We start from the raw sequence: 20,236 nt of genomic DNA, 5'->3' as shown, positions 1-20,236 counted from the left end.
TCGCGAAGCTTTGTGGATATTTATTAACGATTTATTGTTTTATATGATGGGAATTTGATTGAAAATCATTTTACTCAACTTTTGGCAATAATCTAAACGACTTCCTATGGTGTTTTGATATTCCGTTTTCCAAAATTGCTTGTCTGTGAAATTTGGTTGGATAACCTTTGTTTTTTTGCCAATTGTATACCGGTTCTTTTAAATGCAGAGCTCTCATAAAGTCATCACGTGCTTCTTTTGCTAGAATCGAAGCTGCGGCAATGCTTTGATATAAAGAATCTCCTTTGATAATGCATTCATGATTAATACTAGGGTATTCATTGAATCTGTTTCCATCTATTAAAAGAAGTTCTGGTCGAATTTTTAATACATCCACAGCTTTGTGCATTGCCAAAAAGCTCGCATTTAAAATGTTTATTTCATCAATTTTAACCTGATCAACAAATGCAATTCCATATGCAAGTGCTTTTTCTTTAATTAGTGGAACTAGTGCTTGTCGTTTTTTCTCAGTCAATTGCTTTGAGTCATTCAGTGCATCAATACCATGATTTAAGGGAAGAATAACTGCTGCAGCTACCACAGGTCCAGCCAAACAGCCTCTTCCAGCCTCGTCACAACCCGCTTCAATTTTTGTAGGATTAAAAAAAGGATTCATTTTTTGTAATTTTTGCAAATGTGATGAATTTATTTGGCATAGGGTTTGATTATTCACTTATAGAAATAAAAAAAGAAGACTATTTTATTGTAGAAGCAACTTTTTATCCTCATATTTAGTCTTCTTATTAAACGTAGAACTATGAAAAAATTAATTATACTATTCGCAATAACATTATTCGCAAGTATTGGATTCGCTCAAACAGCAATGGTAGAGGGGACAGCAGCAACTTTAAAACAGAAACTTTCTGATAATGTTGTTGAGTTTAAAATGCCAAGTGAAGTAACTAATGAAGTGGTTGAAAAATCTGCTCAGTATTACACTGATTATTTTACTGTAAATTTTAGCACTGATAGTAAGGTAGCAAAAATTAATATTGTTGATCAGGAAGAACAAGCGAGAAGAGTTATAACAAGATTTTTGCTTTCAACTGGTGTTAGAACTGTAAACTTCGAAGGAAAAGATTATACAATTATGGAATTCTATTCTAACTTTTTAGAATAAATCAAATTCAATATATTAATTAAGCTCACCATTTTGGTGAGCTTTTTTTATGCTTTACTCTCAAAGTTAAAGTGGTGTTGCGTTTATTTCGCGTTATCTTCAGCTCAGTTTTTGAGTAATTCTTCCGGAGAATGATAATAAAACCCTATTTTACATTTTTCAACTTTACTAAGGCTTCTAAAACCGATTGGGTTGGTGCTTGGCATGAAAAGTCTTCACACACATAAAAAGTGCTTTCCTTCGTAAATGATTTATCTTGTAAAAATGGGATTGTTATTTCTTTACCGCCGGCAAAAATGGCATTTGGAATATAGCTATTGCCTAATTCAAATCGTTTTTCCTTAGCGTCTTCTCCTGTAATGGCAACTTCAAAGAATGGATTGGTAAAAGAAAGCGCTAACATTCCCCAGTTAGAATAACCAGAGCCGTAAGTTGATAATTGTTCATATAAATTTGAAAGCATCTGTTGAGCCATATCTTTATAGTCTTCTGAATGATAAAGTTTACTCAAACTCAAAAGATTTCTGGCCATAATGCTATTTGAGGCAGGAATGACATTGTCGTTTACTTCAAGTTTTCGTGTAATTAATTCTGTGTCTTTATCTGTAAAGAAAAACATCTTTGAATTTTCATCAAAGAAATTTTCAATTGAAAACTTCATTAATTCAGAAGCTTTCTTAATCCAAACATCTTCAAAAGTGGCTTCATAAAGTGAAATAAATGCATCTATTACATTGGCATAATCTTCTAAGAATCCACTTATTTTTGAAACCCCATCTTTTCGTGTTCTGAACAATTGACCTGTTTCGGTATTCAATTGATGTTTCAATATCCAATTTGCTGTGTTTTTGGCTTCTTGGATATATAAAGGATTTTGAAGAGCGAGTCCAGCATCGATCAGTCCTTTTAAGGCCATGGCATTCCATGCAGTTAATTGTTTATTATCCAATCCTGGGCGAATTCTTTTATTGCGAATAGAGTTCAATTTTTGATGAACTTTCTCTAATTGCTTTATAAAAACGTCTAATTCAATGTTTTTAATTTCACACCATTCTTCTTTGGTATGAGAACGCAATAATATATATACGCCTTCTTCCCAATATCCAATTGGATTCACGTTGTAGAATTCTGAAAACCATTCATAATCATCTCCACATAATTCTATCAATTCATCTTTTGTCCAAGTATAAAATTTTCCTTCTACACCTTCTGAATCTGCATCAAGCGCAGAATAGAATCCATGGTCTAAATGTCTCATTTCTCGCAATAACCAATCAATGGTTTGGTCAATTGTGTCTTTATAGAGTTTATCGCCTGATTGTTGATATGCTTTGGCATAAACAGATAAAAGTTGGCCATTGTCGTAAAGCATTTTTTCAAAATGCGGAACTTTCCAAAGCGTATCTACTGAGTAACGAGAGAATCCACCACCTAGCTGGTCATAAATACCACCCAAAGCCATTTTTCTTATGGTTTTGTGCGCATGTTTAATAACCGTTTGGTCATTGTTCTGAACACCATATCTTAAAAGGAATTCATAGTTGTTGGGCATTGGGAATTTTGGAGCTCGGTTATTTCCACCTTCATCAAAATCAAAGTTTCGTTTCCATTTTTGAACCATTTCCTTAATTCGGATAGGGTCAAATTCTTGAATAGGATCAATGGCTTCAACCAATTCAGAATTGATTACTCCATCAGTTAATTGTTTAGCATAGTCTAAAACACGTTTTTTATCTTTCTTGTAGGTATTCCACAATTGCTCAATGATGTCCATCCATTGCTCTTTCTTAAAATATGTTCCACCAAAAATTGGTCGACCATCTGGCAAAGCGAAACAATTTAGTGGCCAACCCCCTTGTTGTGTCATAAGTTGAACGGCATTCATATAAATTTGATCAACATCAGGACGTTCTTCTCTGTCCACTTTTATGCAGATGAGGTGTTGATTCATTAACGCTGCAACTTCTTCATTTTCGAAGCTTTCACGTTCCATAACATGACACCAATGACAAGCAGAATATCCAACACTAATTAAAATTAGTTTATTTTCTTTCTTTGCCTTGTCAAAAGCAGCCTCGCTCCATTCAACCCAATTGACAGGGTTGTGGGCGTGTTGTAATAAATACGGACTGCTCGAATTAATTAAATCATTGGTGAACCTAGGCATAGTGTAAAATTTAAAAGCCGAGAAGTTGACCAAAATTTATATTTAAATCTTTGAGGTCAAAATCTCGCGTTTGGTCTAATTCTTTTTTTACTGGAATACCAATTGCAGAAGCTTTAAGCGTTCCTTCTAAGCGAAGTTTTACTGTTCCTCCCATTGCAATTTTCATTAATTTCATCATTATTCCAGGCTCTAACAATATCTCCACTGGAACATTATCCAAAGTGGTAGTTTTTCTTTTCATCTTGTATTTTTCCAAAAGAAAAGCCTTTCCAACATATTGGTCATTCATGTATAAATTGAAGTTTGATTTCCTTACTTTTAAGTTGTATCCGTTTGGATTAAAAGCTTCAACATCAACATTGAATGATATTTTTTCTCTATTTATATTTTCGATTTTGAAATTGGAAATACCTTTAAATTGAGGGTTTTCCACACAACTTGTTGCTATGAAAAGTAGCGTAAAAATTGCAAAAATGAATTTTAAATTTCTCATCGGAAATTACTTGTTTAGTTTTGTGAATTCTTCAAAGAAGTAAGGTATTGTTTCTATTCCTTTATAGAAATTAAATAAACCATAATGTTCATTTGGTGAGTGAATAGCATCGCTGTTCAATCCGAATCCCATTAAAACTGTTTTTAACCCTAAAACTTGTTCGAAAAGTGCAACAATAGGAATACTACCACCACTTCTCAATGGAACTGGTTTTTTGCCAAATGTTTTTTCCATTGCGTTGCTGGCTGCTTTATAACCGTTAGAATCAATTGGAGTAACGGCAGGTAGTCCACCATGATGAGGATTTACTTTTACTGTTACAGAATCAGGAGCAATACTTTCAAAATAATCTTTGAATTTCGCTGTAATTTCTTCAGGCGTTTGATGAGGAACTAAACGCATAGATATTTTTGCAAATGCTTTAGATGGAAGAACTGTTTTTGCTCCTTCACCAATATACCCACCCCAAATTCCATTGACGTCTAAAGTTGGTCTAATCGAACCTCTTTCTCGTGTAGTATATCCTTCTTCTCCTTGCACCTCCTTTATTGCAATAGAAGACTTATATTCTTCTTCGTCGTAGGGAGCTCTGGCCATTTCGGCTCTTTCTTCCGCTGAAAGAATTTCAACATTATCGTAAAATCCTGGAATAGTAATTTTGTGCTTATCGTCTTGTAATTGCGAAATCATATTCGAAAGTACGTTGATTGGATTCGCTACAGAACCACCATAAAGACCAGAGTGTAAGTCACGGTTTGGACCAGTCACTTCAACTTCCACATAACTCAGTCCTCTTAACCCAGTTGTAATTGATGGATTATCATTTGAAATAATCCCAGTGTCAGAAACGAGTATGATGTCTGCTGCTAATTTTTCTGTATTTTCTTTAATGAACACACCTAAGTTTTCACTCCCAACTTCTTCTTCACCTTCAATCATGAATTTAACGTTACAAGGCATTTCGTTGCTTTTATTCATAGCTTCGAACGCTTTGATGTGCATAAAGACTTGTCCTTTATCGTCACAAGCTCCTCTAGCGAAGATTGCACCATTAGGATGAATTTCTGTTTTCTTGATAACAGGTTCGAAAGCTGGTGAGTCCCATAATTCAATTGGATCTGCTGGTTGAACGTCATAATGTCCATAAACCAAAACTGTGGGTAAATCAGGATTTATTATTTTTTCTCCATATACAATTGGATGGCCAGCTGTTGCACAAATTTCTACTTTGTCGGCTCCTGCTTCAGTCAAATGTTGAGCAACCAATTCAGCTCCTTTTTTTACATCATCATTATGTGCTGGGTCAGCAGAGACAGAAGGAATTCTTAACAACTCGAAAAGTTCATCTAAAAATCTTTGTTGGTTATTTTTTATAAAGTCTTGTGTGTTTTTCATAGAATTTCTTTTTCCGTAAAGTTAGAAAATTATCCTGATTTGTAAAGTCAATTGGGTGATTCATTATCCCTTCGACTATATGGTATTATAGCATTGTTCTACTTTAGAAACTTGAGTTACTCTAAAAGTTGGAATTCACTTTATAGCGTATGTATTGTTAAGTTAATGCGAACTTAATAGAGGCATATAGAATTGAAAACTCAAAGAATTATTATCGAGTTGGTTTTATTATTATCAATTTTCTATTAAATTTTTAGGAAATATTCTGAATGATGCAACTTTCCTAAGAAAGGAATCGTCTTATACATTATTACCACAAAACTGAAATTATGAAAAATTGGATACTTATAGTTGTGCTTGCTTTTACAAGTACGGGCCTTTTATCTCAACAAATGAATTTGATACAACCTTCTATGACACCTGCTCAAGCCGTGGAGGACGTCTTACTTGGGGCAGGTATTAATGCTTTTAATATTACCTATAATGGTTCGGCACCTAATGCACTTCAGACCCAACAAGGGGTAAAACGCTTTACGAATACTGATCCTGCATTTCCGATTAGTGGTGGGGTTTTAATGCATACCAATGGAACAAATACTGTTAGCGACCCTGATTTAACTATAATTGGAGGGGCTATAACAAATGGTTCAATTATAGAATTCGATTTTGTACCTTCTGGGGATACTTTATCCTTCAATTATATCTTTTCATCAACGGAGTATGCAAGTTATACATGTTCCAACTTTAATGATGCATTTGGATTTTTCATTTCAGGACCTGGAATCAATGGTACTTTCTCAAATAATGCTATTAATATAGCAACTGTTCCTGGCTCTCCAAATATTCCTGTAGCAATTAATTCCGTTAATGGAGGTGTGCCAACAGGTGGAGGAACTGCTGCGAATTGTGCTGCTGTCGACCCTAATTGGACGGCAAATGCTGTTTATTTTACCACGTCATACACGCCTGTTTATACCGCTGCAGGGGCGCCAATGAATTCTTATAACGGGAGTACTGTATTGTTGCCAGCAAATTCATCATTGACGTGCGGAGATACATTTCATATAAAATTGGCAATTTCAAATGTTTCAGATACAGGGTTAGATTCAGGAGTATTCTTAGAAGCAAACTCATTCTCATCTGCAGTTGTTGATATTAATATCGAGACGAATACTGGGTATTCTGATTCATTATTAGTGGAAGGTTGTATGGAAGGAAAAGTTCATTTTACTCGTCCACCAAACCAATTGGCTAATGCTTTGGATGTAGAATACACTTTGTCTGGAACTGCAATTGAAGGTGTAGATTATCCACCCTTATCGGCTACAAATACTTTAACTTTTGCACCAGGTCAAGATTCTATTGAGTTAGTTATTAGTCCTATTCAAGACAATATTGTAGAAGGTCCAGAGTCTGTAATAATAAAAGTGCAAACAGTAACGGTTTGTGGTGATACGATTACTTCCGAGGGAACGATTTGGATAGATGACGCTCCAATTTCTACTGTAACAGCATCCGATACAACGGTTTTATGTGCTAATGATAGTGTCCCAATCTGGGCAATGACTGAAAATGGTTTTCCTCCTTATACGTTCGATTGGAATAATGGACAATCAGGACAATATGTTTTTGGTGAAGCATTAAATAATGGTGACCATACTTATATTGTGACGTCAACGGATAGTTGTGGTTTTCAATTTACTGATACAACAACAATTACGGTAAATCAAACTTTGAAAATCGATTCTTTAGTTCAAACACCAGCAGATTGCGGTGAGGAAAATGGTATTGTGGTAGGCTATGGTCATGTACCTGGTTATACAGGAACTCCACAATTTAAATGGACAGGTCCAGGATCATCAACGGCATTTACCAATGCATCTGTTTGGGGTAATAAACCATCAGGCTGGTATTATTTCTCAATTACGGATAATGTATGTACTACCAGAGATAGTATTTTCTTAGAAGAAACACCGCCACCAAATGCGGATTTTGACGCTACACCGCAATCAGGATTTGCTCCTCTAAATGTTACTTTTACAAATAATTCTGACCCTGCAACTACATATTTCTGGGATTTCGGAAACGGTCAATCGAATATAGTTAATGATTTAAGTGATCAATTTGCAACTTATGTTTCTGAGGGAGTTTATACTGTTACATTAACTACTGAAACAGGATCTTGTACTGATGAGGTTACAAAGCAAATTGTTGTAACTATTCCTTTAGGTTATGAAATGCCAAATGTTTTCACTCCAAATGGGGATGGGCAAAATGACTTCTTTACTTTGAATGCTGAAAATGCACAATCACTAGAAATAGTAATTCTAAATCGATGGGGAAATGTTGTTTTTGAAAGTACAGATGTGGATTTTAAATGGAATGGTCAGGTGCAAAACACAGGTGCTGAATGTAATGACGGAACTTATTTTTACAAATTCCAAATCATTGATTTTAATGGTGAAACCATAGAAGAACATGGTTTTGTTCAATTGGTGAATAAATAAGAATGTTAATTAATAATCATTAAAAGAGGAGCAAGTTGCTCCTCTTTTTTTTGTGAATTTTGTCATAACATTGCTCAAAAATATAGATAATATTGTGCTCAAGACGTTAATAGTAGTTTGAAATGATGTCGAAAATTATGAGGTTGATTATTTTATTATATGTATCGCTTTGTTTAGTAAGTTGTGACAATAAACAAAAAGAGAATGGAGATTCTAAAAAGGAGGAAATAGATTGGGCTGAAACGGATACTATAATAATAACAAGGAGATATATAGACTCATCTTTTCAAAAATCTAGTACTCATAGGCGTTTTATTCTTCAAAAGAATGAGAGTCTAGATCATATAAAAATTTTGAATAAATTTTATAAACAATCTGATAATTTTGTCTTTACCTCTGATTCAAATTCCATTTATGAACTAGGGGAGTATTCAAGTTCAATAAATGGTCTTTTGTTTATTCAGTATAATTTAAATTTTAATATTTATAATAATGATTCTTTAGGAGCAATTTACATTGCTGGAAATAGATTGATAGAAGAGGAGTATTATATAAGTTACCATTCTTCAATAAATAGGATTTGGTTAGATTCAAATGTAAATTCTTTGAGAGCATATAATAAAAGCAGAAACAAAGCCATGTTTCCCTTAGTTGAAGAGTAAATCCACTTTTACAGCGATTTCGAGAACGTTGAAATATCTTGTGAGAATTACTAAATTATAGAATCACAAAGGAAGCAAGCTTAAATAATCAAACTTTTTCCTCCCATCTCATTTGGCTTTTCAATTCCCATTCTACTCAAAATAGTTGGAGCAATATCTGCTAAAATTCCATCGTTAAGTTCTAAATTTTCATTCGTTACGTAAATCACTGGAACTGGATTTAAAGAATGTGCAGTATTTGGTGACCCATCCGGATTAATGACCATGTCTGCGTTTCCATGATCTGCGATAACGATAAATTCATAACCTTTAGATTTTCCTGCTTCAATCACTCTTCCTAAACAAGAGTCTACTGTTTCCACGGCTGTAATAATTGCTTCATATATTCCAGTGTGCCCCACCATGTCGGGATTGGCGAAATTTAAACAAAAGAAGTCGGGTGAATTTTGAATTATTTCATCAGTGATTTGATGGGTAACTTCTAATGCACTCATTTCAGGCTGTAAATCATAGGTTGCAACTTTTGGAGAGGCAACTAAAAGTCTTTTTTCACCTGTGAATGGATTTTCTCTTCCTCCAGAAAAGAAGAAAGTAACATGTGGGTATTTTTCTGTTTCAGCAATACGCACTTGACTTTTTTGATGGTCTGCCAAAACTTCTCCCAATGTTTTTTGAAGATTGTCTTTCTTGAAAATCACACCTATATTTTGGAATGTGTCATCGTATGAAGTCATCGTGAGTAAATCAATTGACAAAGGTTTCATATCATAACCTTCAATGGCATGTTGATTCAAAACTGTAATAATTTCCCTTGGTCTGTCCGTTCTGAAATTGAAACTAATAACTAAATCTCCATCTTCAATCTTAGTATTTTCTTCTCCATGATTGATTACAGATGCTTCGATGAATTCATCCGTGATATTTTCATTGTACCAATAATTAAAAACATTTTCTGAAGAATTGAAACGTTTTCCTTTTTGATGCGTCATCAAATTATAGGCTTGTTCAACTCTTTCCCATCTTTTATCTCTGTCCATTGCGAAATATCTTCCAATAATGCTGGCAATTTTCACGGGACTATCTTCTATGTGTTTTTCTAAATTTTCGAAAAATAACTTTCCACTTTTAGGGTCACAATCTCTTCCATCTGTAAATCCATGTATGTACACCTTTTCTAAATCGTGCTGTTTTGCCATGTCGCAAAGTGCATGCAAATGTTTTTGAGAACTGTGAACACCTCCTTCAGAAACAAGTCCTATAAAATGAACTTTTTGACTTTTGGCTTTGGCTTTTTGAAATGCAGAGGTTAAAATGTCTAATTTGAAAAACTCTCCATCTTTAATGGATTTGTTTATTCTGGTGAGTTCTTGGTAAACAATTCTTCCGGCGCCGATGTTTAAATGACCAACTTCAGAGTTTCCCATTTGCCCTTCCGGTAAGCCAACTTGTTCTCCGAAAGTAACGAGGGTTGAATTTGGATATTTCAATAGTAAATTATCCATGACAAGAGTTTTAGCATTGTGAATGGCATCAGATTTACTCTTGTCACCAATTCCCCAACCATCCAAAATAATTAATCCAACCTTTTTACTTTCTTTCATTTCTTGTGATTTTAAAATGCGCTCCTTGAGGTTTATTCGGCAAATAGTGAATTGTGTCGCCATGAAATACAAGCAGGTTTTTTACAATGTATAATCCTAATCCTGTACCTTTTTGAGCTCGAGTTTCTTCGTTTCCAATGCGAACAAATTTCTTGAAAATATCACTTTTCATGTTGGGATCGATTCCTTTACCGTTGTCTTTAACTCCCCACGTAATTGTTTTATTTGTCTTCGTCATGTAAACCTCAATTTTCGGATTATCTCCCGAATATTTTAAGGCATTCTCAAGAAGGTTATGCAAAACTGTTTCGATTACAAATAAGTCAACTTTTGTAATGATGTTTTCTTCAATTGAAAGTAGAACTGGAACCCGAGATTTGGACCATTTATCAACTATTTGAGTCATTTCTCGACTTAAATTTAACTCTTCAAAATTAAGTTGCAATCTATGGTTTTCAATTCTTGTGGCTGTAAGAATATTTTCAATCATATCCTCCAAGCGCTTGTTTTCAGTTATCGCTTGCGATAGCATTTCTTCTTGTTGACCTCTTTCAAGATTTTTTCGTTTCAGTAATGTTTGAAGATAAAGCTTATTGGAAGTTAAAGGTGTTTTCAATTCGTGAGTAACTGAAAGTAGGAAATTATTTTGCCTTTTAGACATTTTCATTTCTTTCTGAATTGAAGCCCTAATTTTCCATAAACCGAACATGAGTATCACGAAAAATACAAGTCCTTCGCCAATAACCATAACAACCCTCTTGTTAGGAGAGTTGTTTGGATGTATTTCGGATGAAAGTTCTATAAGATGGTAACCCCACCAAATGAATTGCAAAACAACATAAACTCCTAGAATATAGAAAAATACAGCTGTTTGCTTTTTCATAGTTACTGTTTACTTATTGTTTAAGACCTCGCTTAGCATAATTATTCTTTAATTGCTTATGCTCTATTTTGAAATCAACACTTTATTTTTTGATTTTTTCTTTCAAATAAATAATTAGTATGCGCGACCGCCAATACCCTCAATGTAATTTATAAATGCTCTATTTACAACTTTGTTTCCACCTGGAGTTGGATAATTTCCTGTGAAATACCAATCTCCAAGATTATCTGGACAAGCTTTATGAAGGTTTTCTATTGTTTGGTAAACTATTTCAACCTCAGAATTCATGTCTATTGGAGTTAATAGTTCCGCGATTTTTGCAGATATTTCATTGGCAGTAAATGGTTTGTAAATATCTTTTACATAGTTCTTGATTTGTTCTTTAGGGAATGTTTGTTGTTCCTTACATTTTTTATAAACTTCATCAATAATAAATGCTTTTCCTGTTTCTTTTAGCAATTCAATAGCTGCTTCAAAGGCGATAAAGTCACTCATTTTAGCCATGTCAATTCCATAGCAATCTGGATAGCGAATTTGAGGAGCTGAAGAAACAACTACGATTTTCTTAGGTTCCAATCGATCTAATATGCGCAAGATACTTTGTTTCAACGTTGTTCCACGAACAATGGAGTCATCAATAACGACCAAATTATCAACGTTGCGTTTTACCGTTCCATATGTGATATCATAAACATGAGCCACCATTTCATCTCTTGCATCTTCCTGCGTGATGAATGTTCTTAATTTGGCGTCTTTTATTGCTATTTTCTCAAAACGTGTTTTGCGTGTTAGGATTTGAGATAATTTCTCATCAGTCATTTCACTTCCTAATGCTTTGATGGCTTCCATCTTTTCTACATTAAGGAAATCTTCCAAACCTTTCATCATTCCATAGAATGACATTTCTGCAGTGTTTGGAATAAAAGAGAAAACAGAATCGTCTAATTCATTATTGATACTTTCAATAATTTGTGGAATAAGAAACTGACCTAATAGTTTTCTTTCTTTATAAATGTCGTAATCATTTCCCCTTGAGAAATATATACGTTCAAAAGAACAAGCCTTTCTTTCGGTAGGTTCGTTAATTTTGACTTCATCTAATTGTCCTGATTTTTTGATAATTAATGCATGACCAGGTTTCAATTCCTTAATATCTTCTTTCTTGAGGTTGAAGGCTGTTTGAATAACTGGGCGTTCTGAAGTTACAACGCAAATTTCTTCATCTTCATACCAAAAAGCTGGACGTATTCCTGCAGGATCTCTTAAAACGAATGCATCACCATGTCCAAACAATCCAGACATTGTATATCCACCATCCCAATCTTCTGAAGCACGTTTCAATATTTTTTCAATATCAAGGTGTTCAGCTATTTTCGATGTAATTTCTTTGTTATTATATCCTTGAGTCTTATACTGCTTAAATAAACCTTCGTTCTCAACATCTAAGAAATGCCCGATTTTTTCTAAGACTGTTACAGTATCAGATTTCTCTTTTGGATGCTGGCCCAAGTTTGAAAGTACATCGAATAGTTCATCTACATTGGTCAAGTTGAAATTTCCTGCAACAACAAGATTTCTTGTCATCCAATTGTTTTGACGCAAAAATGGGTGACAACTTTCAATTCCGTTTTTTCCAGAAGTTCCATAGCGCAGATGCCCTAAGAATAATTCTCCTGTAAAACCGACATTTTTCTTTAAATAGTCAACATCCTTTAATTTCTCAGGACTGTGCTCCGCGATTTCCTCAAAACGACTATTAATCGTTGTGAAAATATCTTGAATAGGTTTCGGATCAACAGATCTACTTCTAGAAATATAGCGTTCACCTGGTTTCATATCCAGTTTGATATTAGCTAAACCAGCACCATCTTGACCACGATTGTGCTGTTTTTCCATTAATAGATACATTTTGTTCAAGCCGTAAAAGGCTGTCCCATATTTATCTATGTAATATTCTAAAGGTTTTTTTAAACGAAGAAGTGCTATTCCGCACTCATGCTTGATTGCATCACTCATGGACTTGATATTTTTCTTTTGCAAAAATACTTTTAAAAAATCTTTTAACCGCAAAAAAATAGAAGAGTGTTACTAAATCATTAAAAAAAGCAACGAATCACCATAGGAAACAGTCTTACTTATAGATTTTATTTATTTATCGGTAACTTGGAATGTTTTTACATTTCGTATATTTGAATGATGACCAGATTAATACTTTTTTGGCTACTACTTTTATCTCTTGCACCAAATGCTTTTGGTCAAGATGGTGAATCGTGGTTTGAACCCAATAGAGGTCAGTGGGATAGCAAGATTTTATATAAAGTAGGCTTGCTCAAAGGAGATTTCTTCATTGAAAAAGATAAATTTACCTACGCATTAAGTAATCTTGGAGATGTTTATCACGCAGCTCATCATGGAGATTCAGTTGATCTAGTTGAACACCATACGGTTCACAGTCATTTTATAAATTCTTCATGGAAAGGTGAAGTTGTTGAAACCGACAGTTCTACTTTCTATAAGAACTATTTTCTTGGCAATGATCAGTCGAAATGGCAATCTAATGTGTTGTCATATAAGTCTTTGCGTTTTATTGATTATTATCCAGGGATTGATATGGTGTTAGAAAAAACACTAGAAAGTATCAAATATTCTTTTGAAGTTGAAGCGGGGGTTGACCCTTCAATTATTCAGATATTCCATGAAGGAATGGAAAGTTTGGAATTAGACGAAGGTGAAATTAAAATAAATACTCGTTTTGGTCCTATCATTGAGAATGGGTTAGAGGTTTGGAATGAATCTGCTGAAGGTGAAAGTGCAATAGTAAATTCTGAATTTGAACTTAAAGAAGATACAATTAGTTATTATTTTCCAGATGGATATGATACAACTTCGGCATTGGTTATTGACCCAAGTTTGACTTTTTCAACCTTTACGGGGTCAACATCAGATAATTGGGGTTTTACTGCTGCTCCTGATGATGATGCAAATTTATATGCAGGTGGAATTGTATTTGGAACAGGTTATCCAATTTCTACTGGAGCATATGATGGTACTTATAATGGTGGTTTCGGATTATATCAAATAGATATTGGGATCAGCAAGTTTTCAAGTGATGGAACAAATTTAATGTACTCAACCTATATTGGAGGAAATGGAAATGAAACACCAAATTCAATAATTACGAATAGTTTAGGAGAGCTTTATATTTTAGGGGTGACCACTTCAACCGATTTTCCTACTTCTGCAAACGCATATCAAACAACTCATAATGGAGGAACAACGACTTCTCAAATTTCCATTTCTTTTAATGGAACAGACATTGTTGTTGCAAAATTGAATGCCAATGGTTCTGCTTTATTGGCAAGTACGTTAATAGGGGGGAGTGAAAATGATGGGCTAAATGTGAGCAGTTTGAACTATAATTATGGCGATGTTTTTAGAGGTGAAATTATCTTAGATCAAAATGGTGATGTATTAATTACTAGTTCAACTGAATCTGCAGATTTCCCAATAGTAAATGGATATGATAATTCACTTGGGGGGAATCAGGATGCTATTGTCGCTAAATTTAATCCAAATTTATCAACATTAATCTGGTCAACTTACCTAGGTGGTTCAGGTGATGATGCTGGTTATTCGATTCAAGTTTCCTCTACCAATGATATTTATGTTAGTGGTGGTACGCAATCAATAAATTTTCCGGCAACAGGAGGTCATCAAACAACTTTTCAAGGAGGATCGGGAGATGGATATATTGTTAGAATGAACGGAACCACTTCAAATTTAATCAGTGGTACATATATTGGAACATCTTCCTATGACCAGTCATTTTTCGTGCAACTGGATCAAACAGATCGTGTTTATGCTTTTGGTCAAACTGCTGGAGCAATGCCAATCAGTTCAGGAGTGTATAGCAATCCAAATTCCGGTCAGTTTATCCGTCAATATTCAACAAATCTAGCCACTTTAAATTGGTCAACACTGGTTGGTGGTGGAAATAATACTGTTGAGATTTCACCTACAGCTTTTTTGGTTTCCAATTGTAATGAGATTTATTATACTGGATGGGGAGGAAATACAAATCAGACGGTTCAAGCTACTGGTAGTACCTCTAATGGGTTTCCAACCACGGCAAATGCTTACCAATCAAACACCAATGGAAGCAATTTTTATATTGGAGTACTTTCTGAGAATGCGGTTAATTTTAATTATGGAACATTCATGGGGGGAGTTGGAAGTAGTGCTAACCACGTGGATGGTGGAACAAGTAGATTTGATAAGCAGGGTAGAATTTATCATGCTGTTTGTGGAGCGTGTGGGGGAACTACTTTTGGATTTACAACTACTCCAGGTGCGTATTCCGAAACCAACAATAGTTCAAATTGTAATTTAGCTGCATGGAAATTCGATTTGGGTTCGATTCTCTCAGCTTTATCAATACCTGATGTATTAAATTGTGCGAATGACACCACTTTTTTCACTAACAATTCTCAAAATGGAAATGAATTTTTCTGGGATTTTGGTGACGGGACAACCAGTACATTATCGGATCCATTTCACATTTATACATCTGCTGGAACTTATAATATTATGTTAGTAGCAAAAGATCAAAATGGATGTTTTGTACCTGATACGAGTTATTTAGAAATTGAAATTGGAGATTTTAGTGGTGCTGTTGTTCAGCCTGTAGGAGCAATTTGTCCCGGAGATTCCTATCAACTTGAAGCTTCAGGAGGTGCAGTCTATGAATGGTCTCCTGCAATGTTTCTAGATAATCCTAATTCTCCAAATCCTATTGCAACCGTAGATTCAACAACTGTTTTTACAGTCATTATTTCTGACTCATGCGGAGCAGATACCATTTCTGTAACACTTTCTACTTTCTCAGGTAATTCAGCTGCGATTACCGATTTGGAAATTTGTAAGGGAGACACGGTTTCGATATGGGCTAGTGGAGGAGCAACTTATAATTGGACTAGTTCAGAGCCTACATCAATTGTAGGGGTGACAAACGAAGATTCTTTACTTATTTCACCGGATTTCGACGCAACCTATAATGTAGAAATTTATACTGCTCAGGGCTGTACTTTAACCGAGCAAATAAATGTAACTGTTATTCAATCTCCTCCACAGCCCAATGTTATTGATACCGCTTTTGTTTGTGAAGGCGACATTTTGAATTTATCAGTTAGTTATGCGCCTACAATAGAATGGTCACCAAATATAGATATAAGTACTATAACTGGTCAAAGTGTTGTTATTTCCACACCAGTTGACCGATGGTATTATATTGAGTTTTCGAACATTTGTGGAACAGTCAGGGATAGTGTTTATGTTAATGTTATTGGTGTGAATCCAGCTGCCGGAAACGATACGCTCGTTTGTCCAGGTGATACTGTTCAGTTATGGGCGAGTGGTGGAGTTTCTTATCAATGGGAACCATCATTTTCTGTAAATTCTCCTAATTCATCAATGACAACGGCAGCTCCAAATAATCCAACAGTTTATACTGTTTACATTACTGATGATTATGGTTGTGGTTCGACGGCGCAGGTGGTAATTGATCATTTTCCAGAGCCATTTGTTCAAGCGAGTCCTGATTATTATGGTTTTATTGGCGATCCAGTAAATCTATCTGCAAATGGAAGTAATCCTGGTGGGACTTACACATGGTCACCACCAAATGCGCTATCATGTGTTGAATGTCAAAATACGACTGCAAACCCTAATAAATCGACAGCTTACACTGTTACTTTTGTAGATGAAAATGGTTGTATTGCCAGAGATGAGGTTGAAATTCATTATGAAGGAATTATTTATGTGCCTAATTCATTTACTCCAGACGGAGATGGGAATAATGATAATTTCTTTGTTGTAGGAGGAAATGTCACAGATTTTCATTTGTTGATTTTTGACCGTTGGGGCGAGGTGATTTTTGAAAGTTTTGACTTGAATGGCGTTTGGGATGGAACCTATGGTGGGAAAGTTTGTAAGGACGGAACTTATGTATGGAAAATTGTTTATGAGGATACCGAAGGAAATAAAGAAAATTTGGTTGGTCATGTGAATTTGTTGAAGTAGGAAGCTAGAGGCAGGAGAATTGAGTCTGATTTGGTGCTTGTGCACTGCAATGGAGCACGGGCCTTAGTCGCTTTCCATAAGCTCAGTCACCACGACGGATGTTTTGGTAAGCTAAGCAGAACTTCAAACAAAGCGATGTTTCGCGGAATTTTTACCTCACCTGAATTGGAATTATCGCGGATTTCTTGCAATTGATGTTCGAATAGAATTTCGAACATCATCACACTTATTTTGATAGTAATCTCCGCACATTCCGTAGTTATTTAGGAAGTGACTTTAGTCTCGGATTAGAAGAACAAATTTGAAATTCCCTTGATTTAATATAGAGGCTCTTTAAAAATTTTGACTTCTAAAAGAGTTGTCTTAGCATATTTAGTCTTCTTTTTTTAATTTCAGGCAAAGGATAGATTTACATATTTCGTTCTTCATTTATCCGTTATTTCTCATTCAGATACCACTAAAATTCTTAGCTTTGTTAGAAACAAAAAGTAAGCAGATGTACGGAAAGTTAAAAGATCATTTAGCAAAAGAATTAGAAGAAATAAAAGATGATGGCGTTTACAAAAGAGAACGTGTCATTGTCACTCCACAAGGAGCTGCGGTAAAAGTAAAAAGTGGGGATGAAGTTGTTATTATGTGTGCCAATAACTATTTAGGATTATCATCTCATCCTGATGTTGTCCAAGCATCCAAAGATACACTAGATACTCACGGATTCGGAATGTCATCAGTGCGTTTTATTTGTGGAACACAGGATATTCACAAGGAGTTAGAAACCAAAATAGCTGAATTTTACGGAAAAGAAGATACAATCTTATATGCTGCTGCGTTTGATGCAAATGGTGGTGTTTTTGAGCCATTGTTTGGAGCAGAAGATGCAATTATTTCAGATGAATTGAATCACGCTTCGATTATTGATGGAGTTCGTTTGTGTAAAGCACAACGTTACCGTTACAAGCATAGTGACATGGCTGATTTGGAAGAGCAATTGAAGAAAGCGCAAGACCAGCGCCATAGAATAATCGTTACAGACGGAGTATTCTCAATGGATGGAGATTTCGCAAAAATGAATGAAATTTGTGATTTAGCGGATAAATATGATGCACTTGTAATGAGTGATGAATGTCATTCAGCTGGATTTATTGGAAAAACAGGTCGTGGAGTTCCAGAATATTATGACTGTATGGACCGTGTGGATATCATCACAGGAACATTAGGAAAAGCTTTAGGTGGAGCAATGGGAGGTTATACTGTTGCTAATCAAGAAGTGATTGATATGTTGCGTCAACGTTCTCGTCCATATTTATTCTCAAACTCTTTGGCGCCATCAATTGTTGGAGCATCATTAAAAGTTTTTGAGATTTTGAATTCTTCAACTGAGTTGAGAGATACTTTAGAAGAAAATACAACTTACTTCAAAAAAGCTATTCTAGAGGCAGGATTTGACATTGTGAAGGGAGACTCTCCAATTGTTCCAATTATGCTTTATGATGCAGCTTTATCTCAAAAGTTCGCAGACAAATTGTTAGACGAAGGAGTTTATGCAATAGGATTCTTTTATCCTGTTGTACCTAAAGAAAAAGCTAGAATTCGTACGCAAATTTCAGCGGGACATTCTAAAGCACAACTTGATAAAGCCATTGCTGCTTTCATCAAAGTAGGAAAAGAATTAAAAGTGATTGATTAATAGTTCGACATCCACGATACCTTCGATGAATTAGCTTGTCGACGGCAACAATCGCAAGAACACGGATATTGAATTGCTTGAATTTAAATAAAGGGTTTTAGATATTATTCTTAAGCAAGTTTAGAGAGAAAGGAAATTCTTCTATTGGCAAAATCATAGATTTTTCTAACGGTAGAATTTCTTTTTTTAGATTTACAATTTAACTTGACAATAACACTTTATTACTTCAAATCTCTTTATTTTTAGGCCATGAATAGAAGGACCATAAATGCTGTTATCATAATCGGAGTATTATCGATTATTAGTATTTTGATGGTTCAGGTTTTCTGGATAAACCGAACAATTAAGGCACAAAAAGATGCGTTAATTCTTCAAGAACGTCAGGACAGTTTAAATGTTCGACAGTTTGAAGAATCAGTTAGGGTTGCATTGCGTAATGCCGTTGAAGAAATAGGATCTCACCATGTAGATAGCTCATTTTTATATGGTGCAGTAAAACAAAAAAGTTCCAATTACTTTTTAGTGGATATCAACGAAAATTTACATCCTTATTATCTTGAACAGCTCTTAAAGCGCACTTTTTACGAACACAGTATAACCCAGAATTTTCAATATGGTATTTATGACTGTTACAATGACAGCATTGTTTATGGAAATTTAATTCGTTTTAGTAGAGATTCACTTTATGCTCCAGAAACGGATAGTTCTATTGGGGTTACATCACCAGCTTTAGAATGGAAAAGAGACGGTCATTACTTTACTGTTTTCTTTCCTGAAATATTATCTCAACCCAGTGATAAATTAAAGGTAGAAAGTTCTCCATGGCTATATGTTGCGTTTATAGTTGGAGTGCTCTTGATCTTTTTCGCTTTTTCGCTTTCGGTAATAATTAAGCAGAAAAGAACTTCAGAGGTGAAAGCAGATTTTGTAAATAATATGACGCATGAATTAAAAACACCGATTTCAACGATTGGTTTATCAAGTGAAATGTTAATGCAAAACGACTTTTCAAATGACCCCGAACGTTTAAAAAGATATGCCGAGGTAATTTACAAAGAAAATAAGCGTTTAGAAGAGCAAGTAGAGCGAGTTTTAAATATGGCTAAACTTGAGAGCAATGATCTTGAGCTTCGATTAGAGGAAGTAGATTTACATGAATTGATTGGAGAATTAGCTGAGAATTTTAGATTTAATCAGATTAAAAGCGGTGGAGAAATAAAGTTAGAATTGACTGCTTCAAATGCTATATTTAATGTTGATTTAGTGCACATCACCAATGTTATTTTGAATTTATTGGATAATGCTTCAAAATATTCTAAAGAAAATATCAAAGTAAAGGTCAGCTCTAAGAATAAAAATGGAGGTATAGAAATTAGTGTTCAAGACAATGGAATAGGAATAGAAAAAGAACAATTGAAGCAAGTTTTTGATCAATTTTATCGTGTGCCAACTGGAGATATGCATGATGTTAAGGGGTTTGGATTAGGCTTATTCTATGTGAAAATTATTATACATAAACATGGTGGGAAAATGAGTGTCCAAAGTAAAGCTGGGCAAGGAAGTACATTTTCATTTTGGATTCCCCCTCAAACAAATTAAATTAA

General features: G+C 34.7%; 13 protein-coding genes. 6 read left to right on the top strand and 7 right to left on the bottom strand.

Annotated elements, in window-relative coordinates; all coding sequences use genetic code 11:
• Window positions 1-70: 70 nt before the first annotated feature.
• Entirely contained in the window at window positions 71-655 is a 585-nt protein-coding gene (locus tag C6368_RS11450; RefSeq protein WP_107039350.1) for a ribonuclease HII, read from the bottom strand.
• Between the two features lie 141 nt (window positions 656-796).
• On the opposite strand from C6368_RS11450, the gene C6368_RS11445 reads away from it, so the two are divergent.
• Window positions 797-1,159, top strand: coding sequence for a hypothetical protein (locus C6368_RS11445; RefSeq protein WP_107039349.1), 363 nt, complete (start codon window positions 797-799; stop codon window positions 1,157-1,159).
• A 145-nt stretch (window positions 1,160-1,304) separates the two neighbouring features.
• Here C6368_RS11445 and C6368_RS11440 read toward each other — a convergent pair whose 3' ends face one another.
• From C6368_RS11440 to C6368_RS11430, 3 genes are read right to left on the bottom strand one after another with little or no spacing between them, the layout of a single operon-like run.
• Entirely contained in the window at window positions 1,305-3,326 is a 2,022-nt protein-coding gene (locus C6368_RS11440; RefSeq protein ID WP_107039348.1) for a thioredoxin domain-containing protein, read from the bottom strand.
• Between the two features lie 10 nt (window positions 3,327-3,336).
• Complete coding sequence (locus C6368_RS11435; RefSeq protein ID WP_107039347.1) at window positions 3,337-3,819, bottom strand: LEA type 2 family protein; 483 nt, start codon at window positions 3,817-3,819, stop codon at window positions 3,337-3,339.
• A gap of 6 nt (window positions 3,820-3,825) precedes the next feature.
• On the bottom strand, window positions 3,826-5,214 hold the full coding sequence (locus C6368_RS11430) for a dipeptidase (RefSeq protein WP_107039346.1): 1,389 nt from the start codon (window positions 5,212-5,214) through the stop codon (window positions 3,826-3,828).
• A 329-nt stretch (window positions 5,215-5,543) separates the two neighbouring features.
• On the opposite strand from C6368_RS11430, the gene C6368_RS11425 reads away from it, so the two are divergent.
• Complete coding sequence (locus C6368_RS11425) at window positions 5,544-7,721, top strand: choice-of-anchor L domain-containing protein (protein ID WP_107039345.1); 2,178 nt, start codon at window positions 5,544-5,546, stop codon at window positions 7,719-7,721.
• A gap of 137 nt (window positions 7,722-7,858) precedes the next feature.
• Window positions 7,859-8,383, top strand: coding sequence for a hypothetical protein (locus C6368_RS11420; protein ID WP_159038571.1), 525 nt, complete (start codon window positions 7,859-7,861; stop codon window positions 8,381-8,383).
• Between the two features lie 80 nt (window positions 8,384-8,463).
• Here C6368_RS11420 and gpmI read toward each other — a convergent pair whose 3' ends face one another.
• From gpmI to C6368_RS11405, 3 genes are all read right to left on the bottom strand, one after another.
• Window positions 8,464-9,984, bottom strand: a complete 1,521-nt coding sequence (gene gpmI, locus C6368_RS11415) for a 2,3-bisphosphoglycerate-independent phosphoglycerate mutase (RefSeq protein ID WP_107039343.1) — start codon at window positions 9,982-9,984, stop codon at window positions 8,464-8,466.
• Window positions 9,971-10,867 (bottom strand): sensor histidine kinase, encoded by an 897-nt coding sequence (locus C6368_RS11410; RefSeq protein ID WP_107039342.1) that lies wholly within the window; start codon window positions 10,865-10,867, stop codon window positions 9,971-9,973. Before C6368_RS11410 ends, gpmI begins: the two co-directional genes overlap by 14 nt.
• Before the next feature lie 114 nt (window positions 10,868-10,981).
• Complete coding sequence (locus tag C6368_RS11405) at window positions 10,982-12,883, bottom strand: amidophosphoribosyltransferase (protein ID WP_107039341.1); 1,902 nt, start codon at window positions 12,881-12,883, stop codon at window positions 10,982-10,984.
• Between the two features lie 180 nt (window positions 12,884-13,063).
• Between C6368_RS11405 and C6368_RS11400 the strand changes: the two genes are divergently transcribed.
• From C6368_RS11400 to C6368_RS11390, 3 genes are all read left to right on the top strand, one after another.
• Complete coding sequence (locus tag C6368_RS11400; RefSeq protein ID WP_159038570.1) at window positions 13,064-16,945, top strand: DUF7948 domain-containing protein; 3,882 nt, start codon at window positions 13,064-13,066, stop codon at window positions 16,943-16,945.
• A 496-nt stretch (window positions 16,946-17,441) separates the two neighbouring features.
• Window positions 17,442-18,632, top strand: a complete 1,191-nt coding sequence (gene kbl, locus C6368_RS11395) for a glycine C-acetyltransferase (RefSeq protein ID WP_107039339.1) — start codon at window positions 17,442-17,444, stop codon at window positions 18,630-18,632.
• Between the two features lie 249 nt (window positions 18,633-18,881).
• A complete protein-coding gene (locus C6368_RS11390) occupies window positions 18,882-20,231 on the top strand; it encodes a sensor histidine kinase (RefSeq protein ID WP_107039338.1) in 1,350 nt (449 codons plus the stop codon).
• Window positions 20,232-20,236 lie beyond the last annotated feature (5 nt).

The organism is Brumimicrobium mesophilum (assembly GCF_003025005.1).
GTDB lineage: Bacteria > Bacteroidota > Bacteroidia > Flavobacteriales_D > Crocinitomicaceae > Brumimicrobium > Brumimicrobium mesophilum.
Note: the sequence above shows the minus strand (reverse complement) of the source record. Positions and strands in the feature narration are given on the sequence as shown.

What these genes read in the sequence shown, in the direction of transcription:
- C6368_RS11450 (WP_107039350.1), bottom strand. Translation starts at nt 655, where the DNA reads ATGAATCCTTTTTTTAATCCTACAAAAATTGAAGCGGGTTGTGACGAG.
- C6368_RS11445 (WP_107039349.1), top strand. Translation starts at nt 797, where the DNA reads ATGAAAAAATTAATTATACTATTCGCAATAACATTATTCGCAAGTATT.
- C6368_RS11440 (WP_107039348.1), bottom strand. Translation starts at nt 3,326, where the DNA reads ATGCCTAGGTTCACCAATGATTTAATTAATTCGAGCAGTCCGTATTTA.
- C6368_RS11435 (WP_107039347.1), bottom strand. Translation starts at nt 3,819, where the DNA reads ATGAGAAATTTAAAATTCATTTTTGCAATTTTTACGCTACTTTTCATA.
- C6368_RS11430 (WP_107039346.1), bottom strand. Translation starts at nt 5,214, where the DNA reads ATGAAAAACACACAAGACTTTATAAAAAATAACCAACAAAGATTTTTA.
- C6368_RS11425 (WP_107039345.1), top strand. Translation starts at nt 5,544, where the DNA reads ATGAAAAATTGGATACTTATAGTTGTGCTTGCTTTTACAAGTACGGGC.
- C6368_RS11420 (WP_159038571.1), top strand. Translation starts at nt 7,859, where the DNA reads ATGAGGTTGATTATTTTATTATATGTATCGCTTTGTTTAGTAAGTTGT.
- gpmI (WP_107039343.1), bottom strand. Translation starts at nt 9,984, where the DNA reads ATGAAAGAAAGTAAAAAGGTTGGATTAATTATTTTGGATGGTTGGGGA.
- C6368_RS11410 (WP_107039342.1), bottom strand. Translation starts at nt 10,867, where the DNA reads ATGAAAAAGCAAACAGCTGTATTTTTCTATATTCTAGGAGTTTATGTT.
- C6368_RS11405 (WP_107039341.1), bottom strand. Translation starts at nt 12,883, where the DNA reads ATGAGTGATGCAATCAAGCATGAGTGCGGAATAGCACTTCTTCGTTTA.
- C6368_RS11400 (WP_159038570.1), top strand. Translation starts at nt 13,064, where the DNA reads ATGACCAGATTAATACTTTTTTGGCTACTACTTTTATCTCTTGCACCA.
- kbl (WP_107039339.1), top strand. Translation starts at nt 17,442, where the DNA reads ATGTACGGAAAGTTAAAAGATCATTTAGCAAAAGAATTAGAAGAAATA.
- C6368_RS11390 (WP_107039338.1), top strand. Translation starts at nt 18,882, where the DNA reads ATGAATAGAAGGACCATAAATGCTGTTATCATAATCGGAGTATTATCG.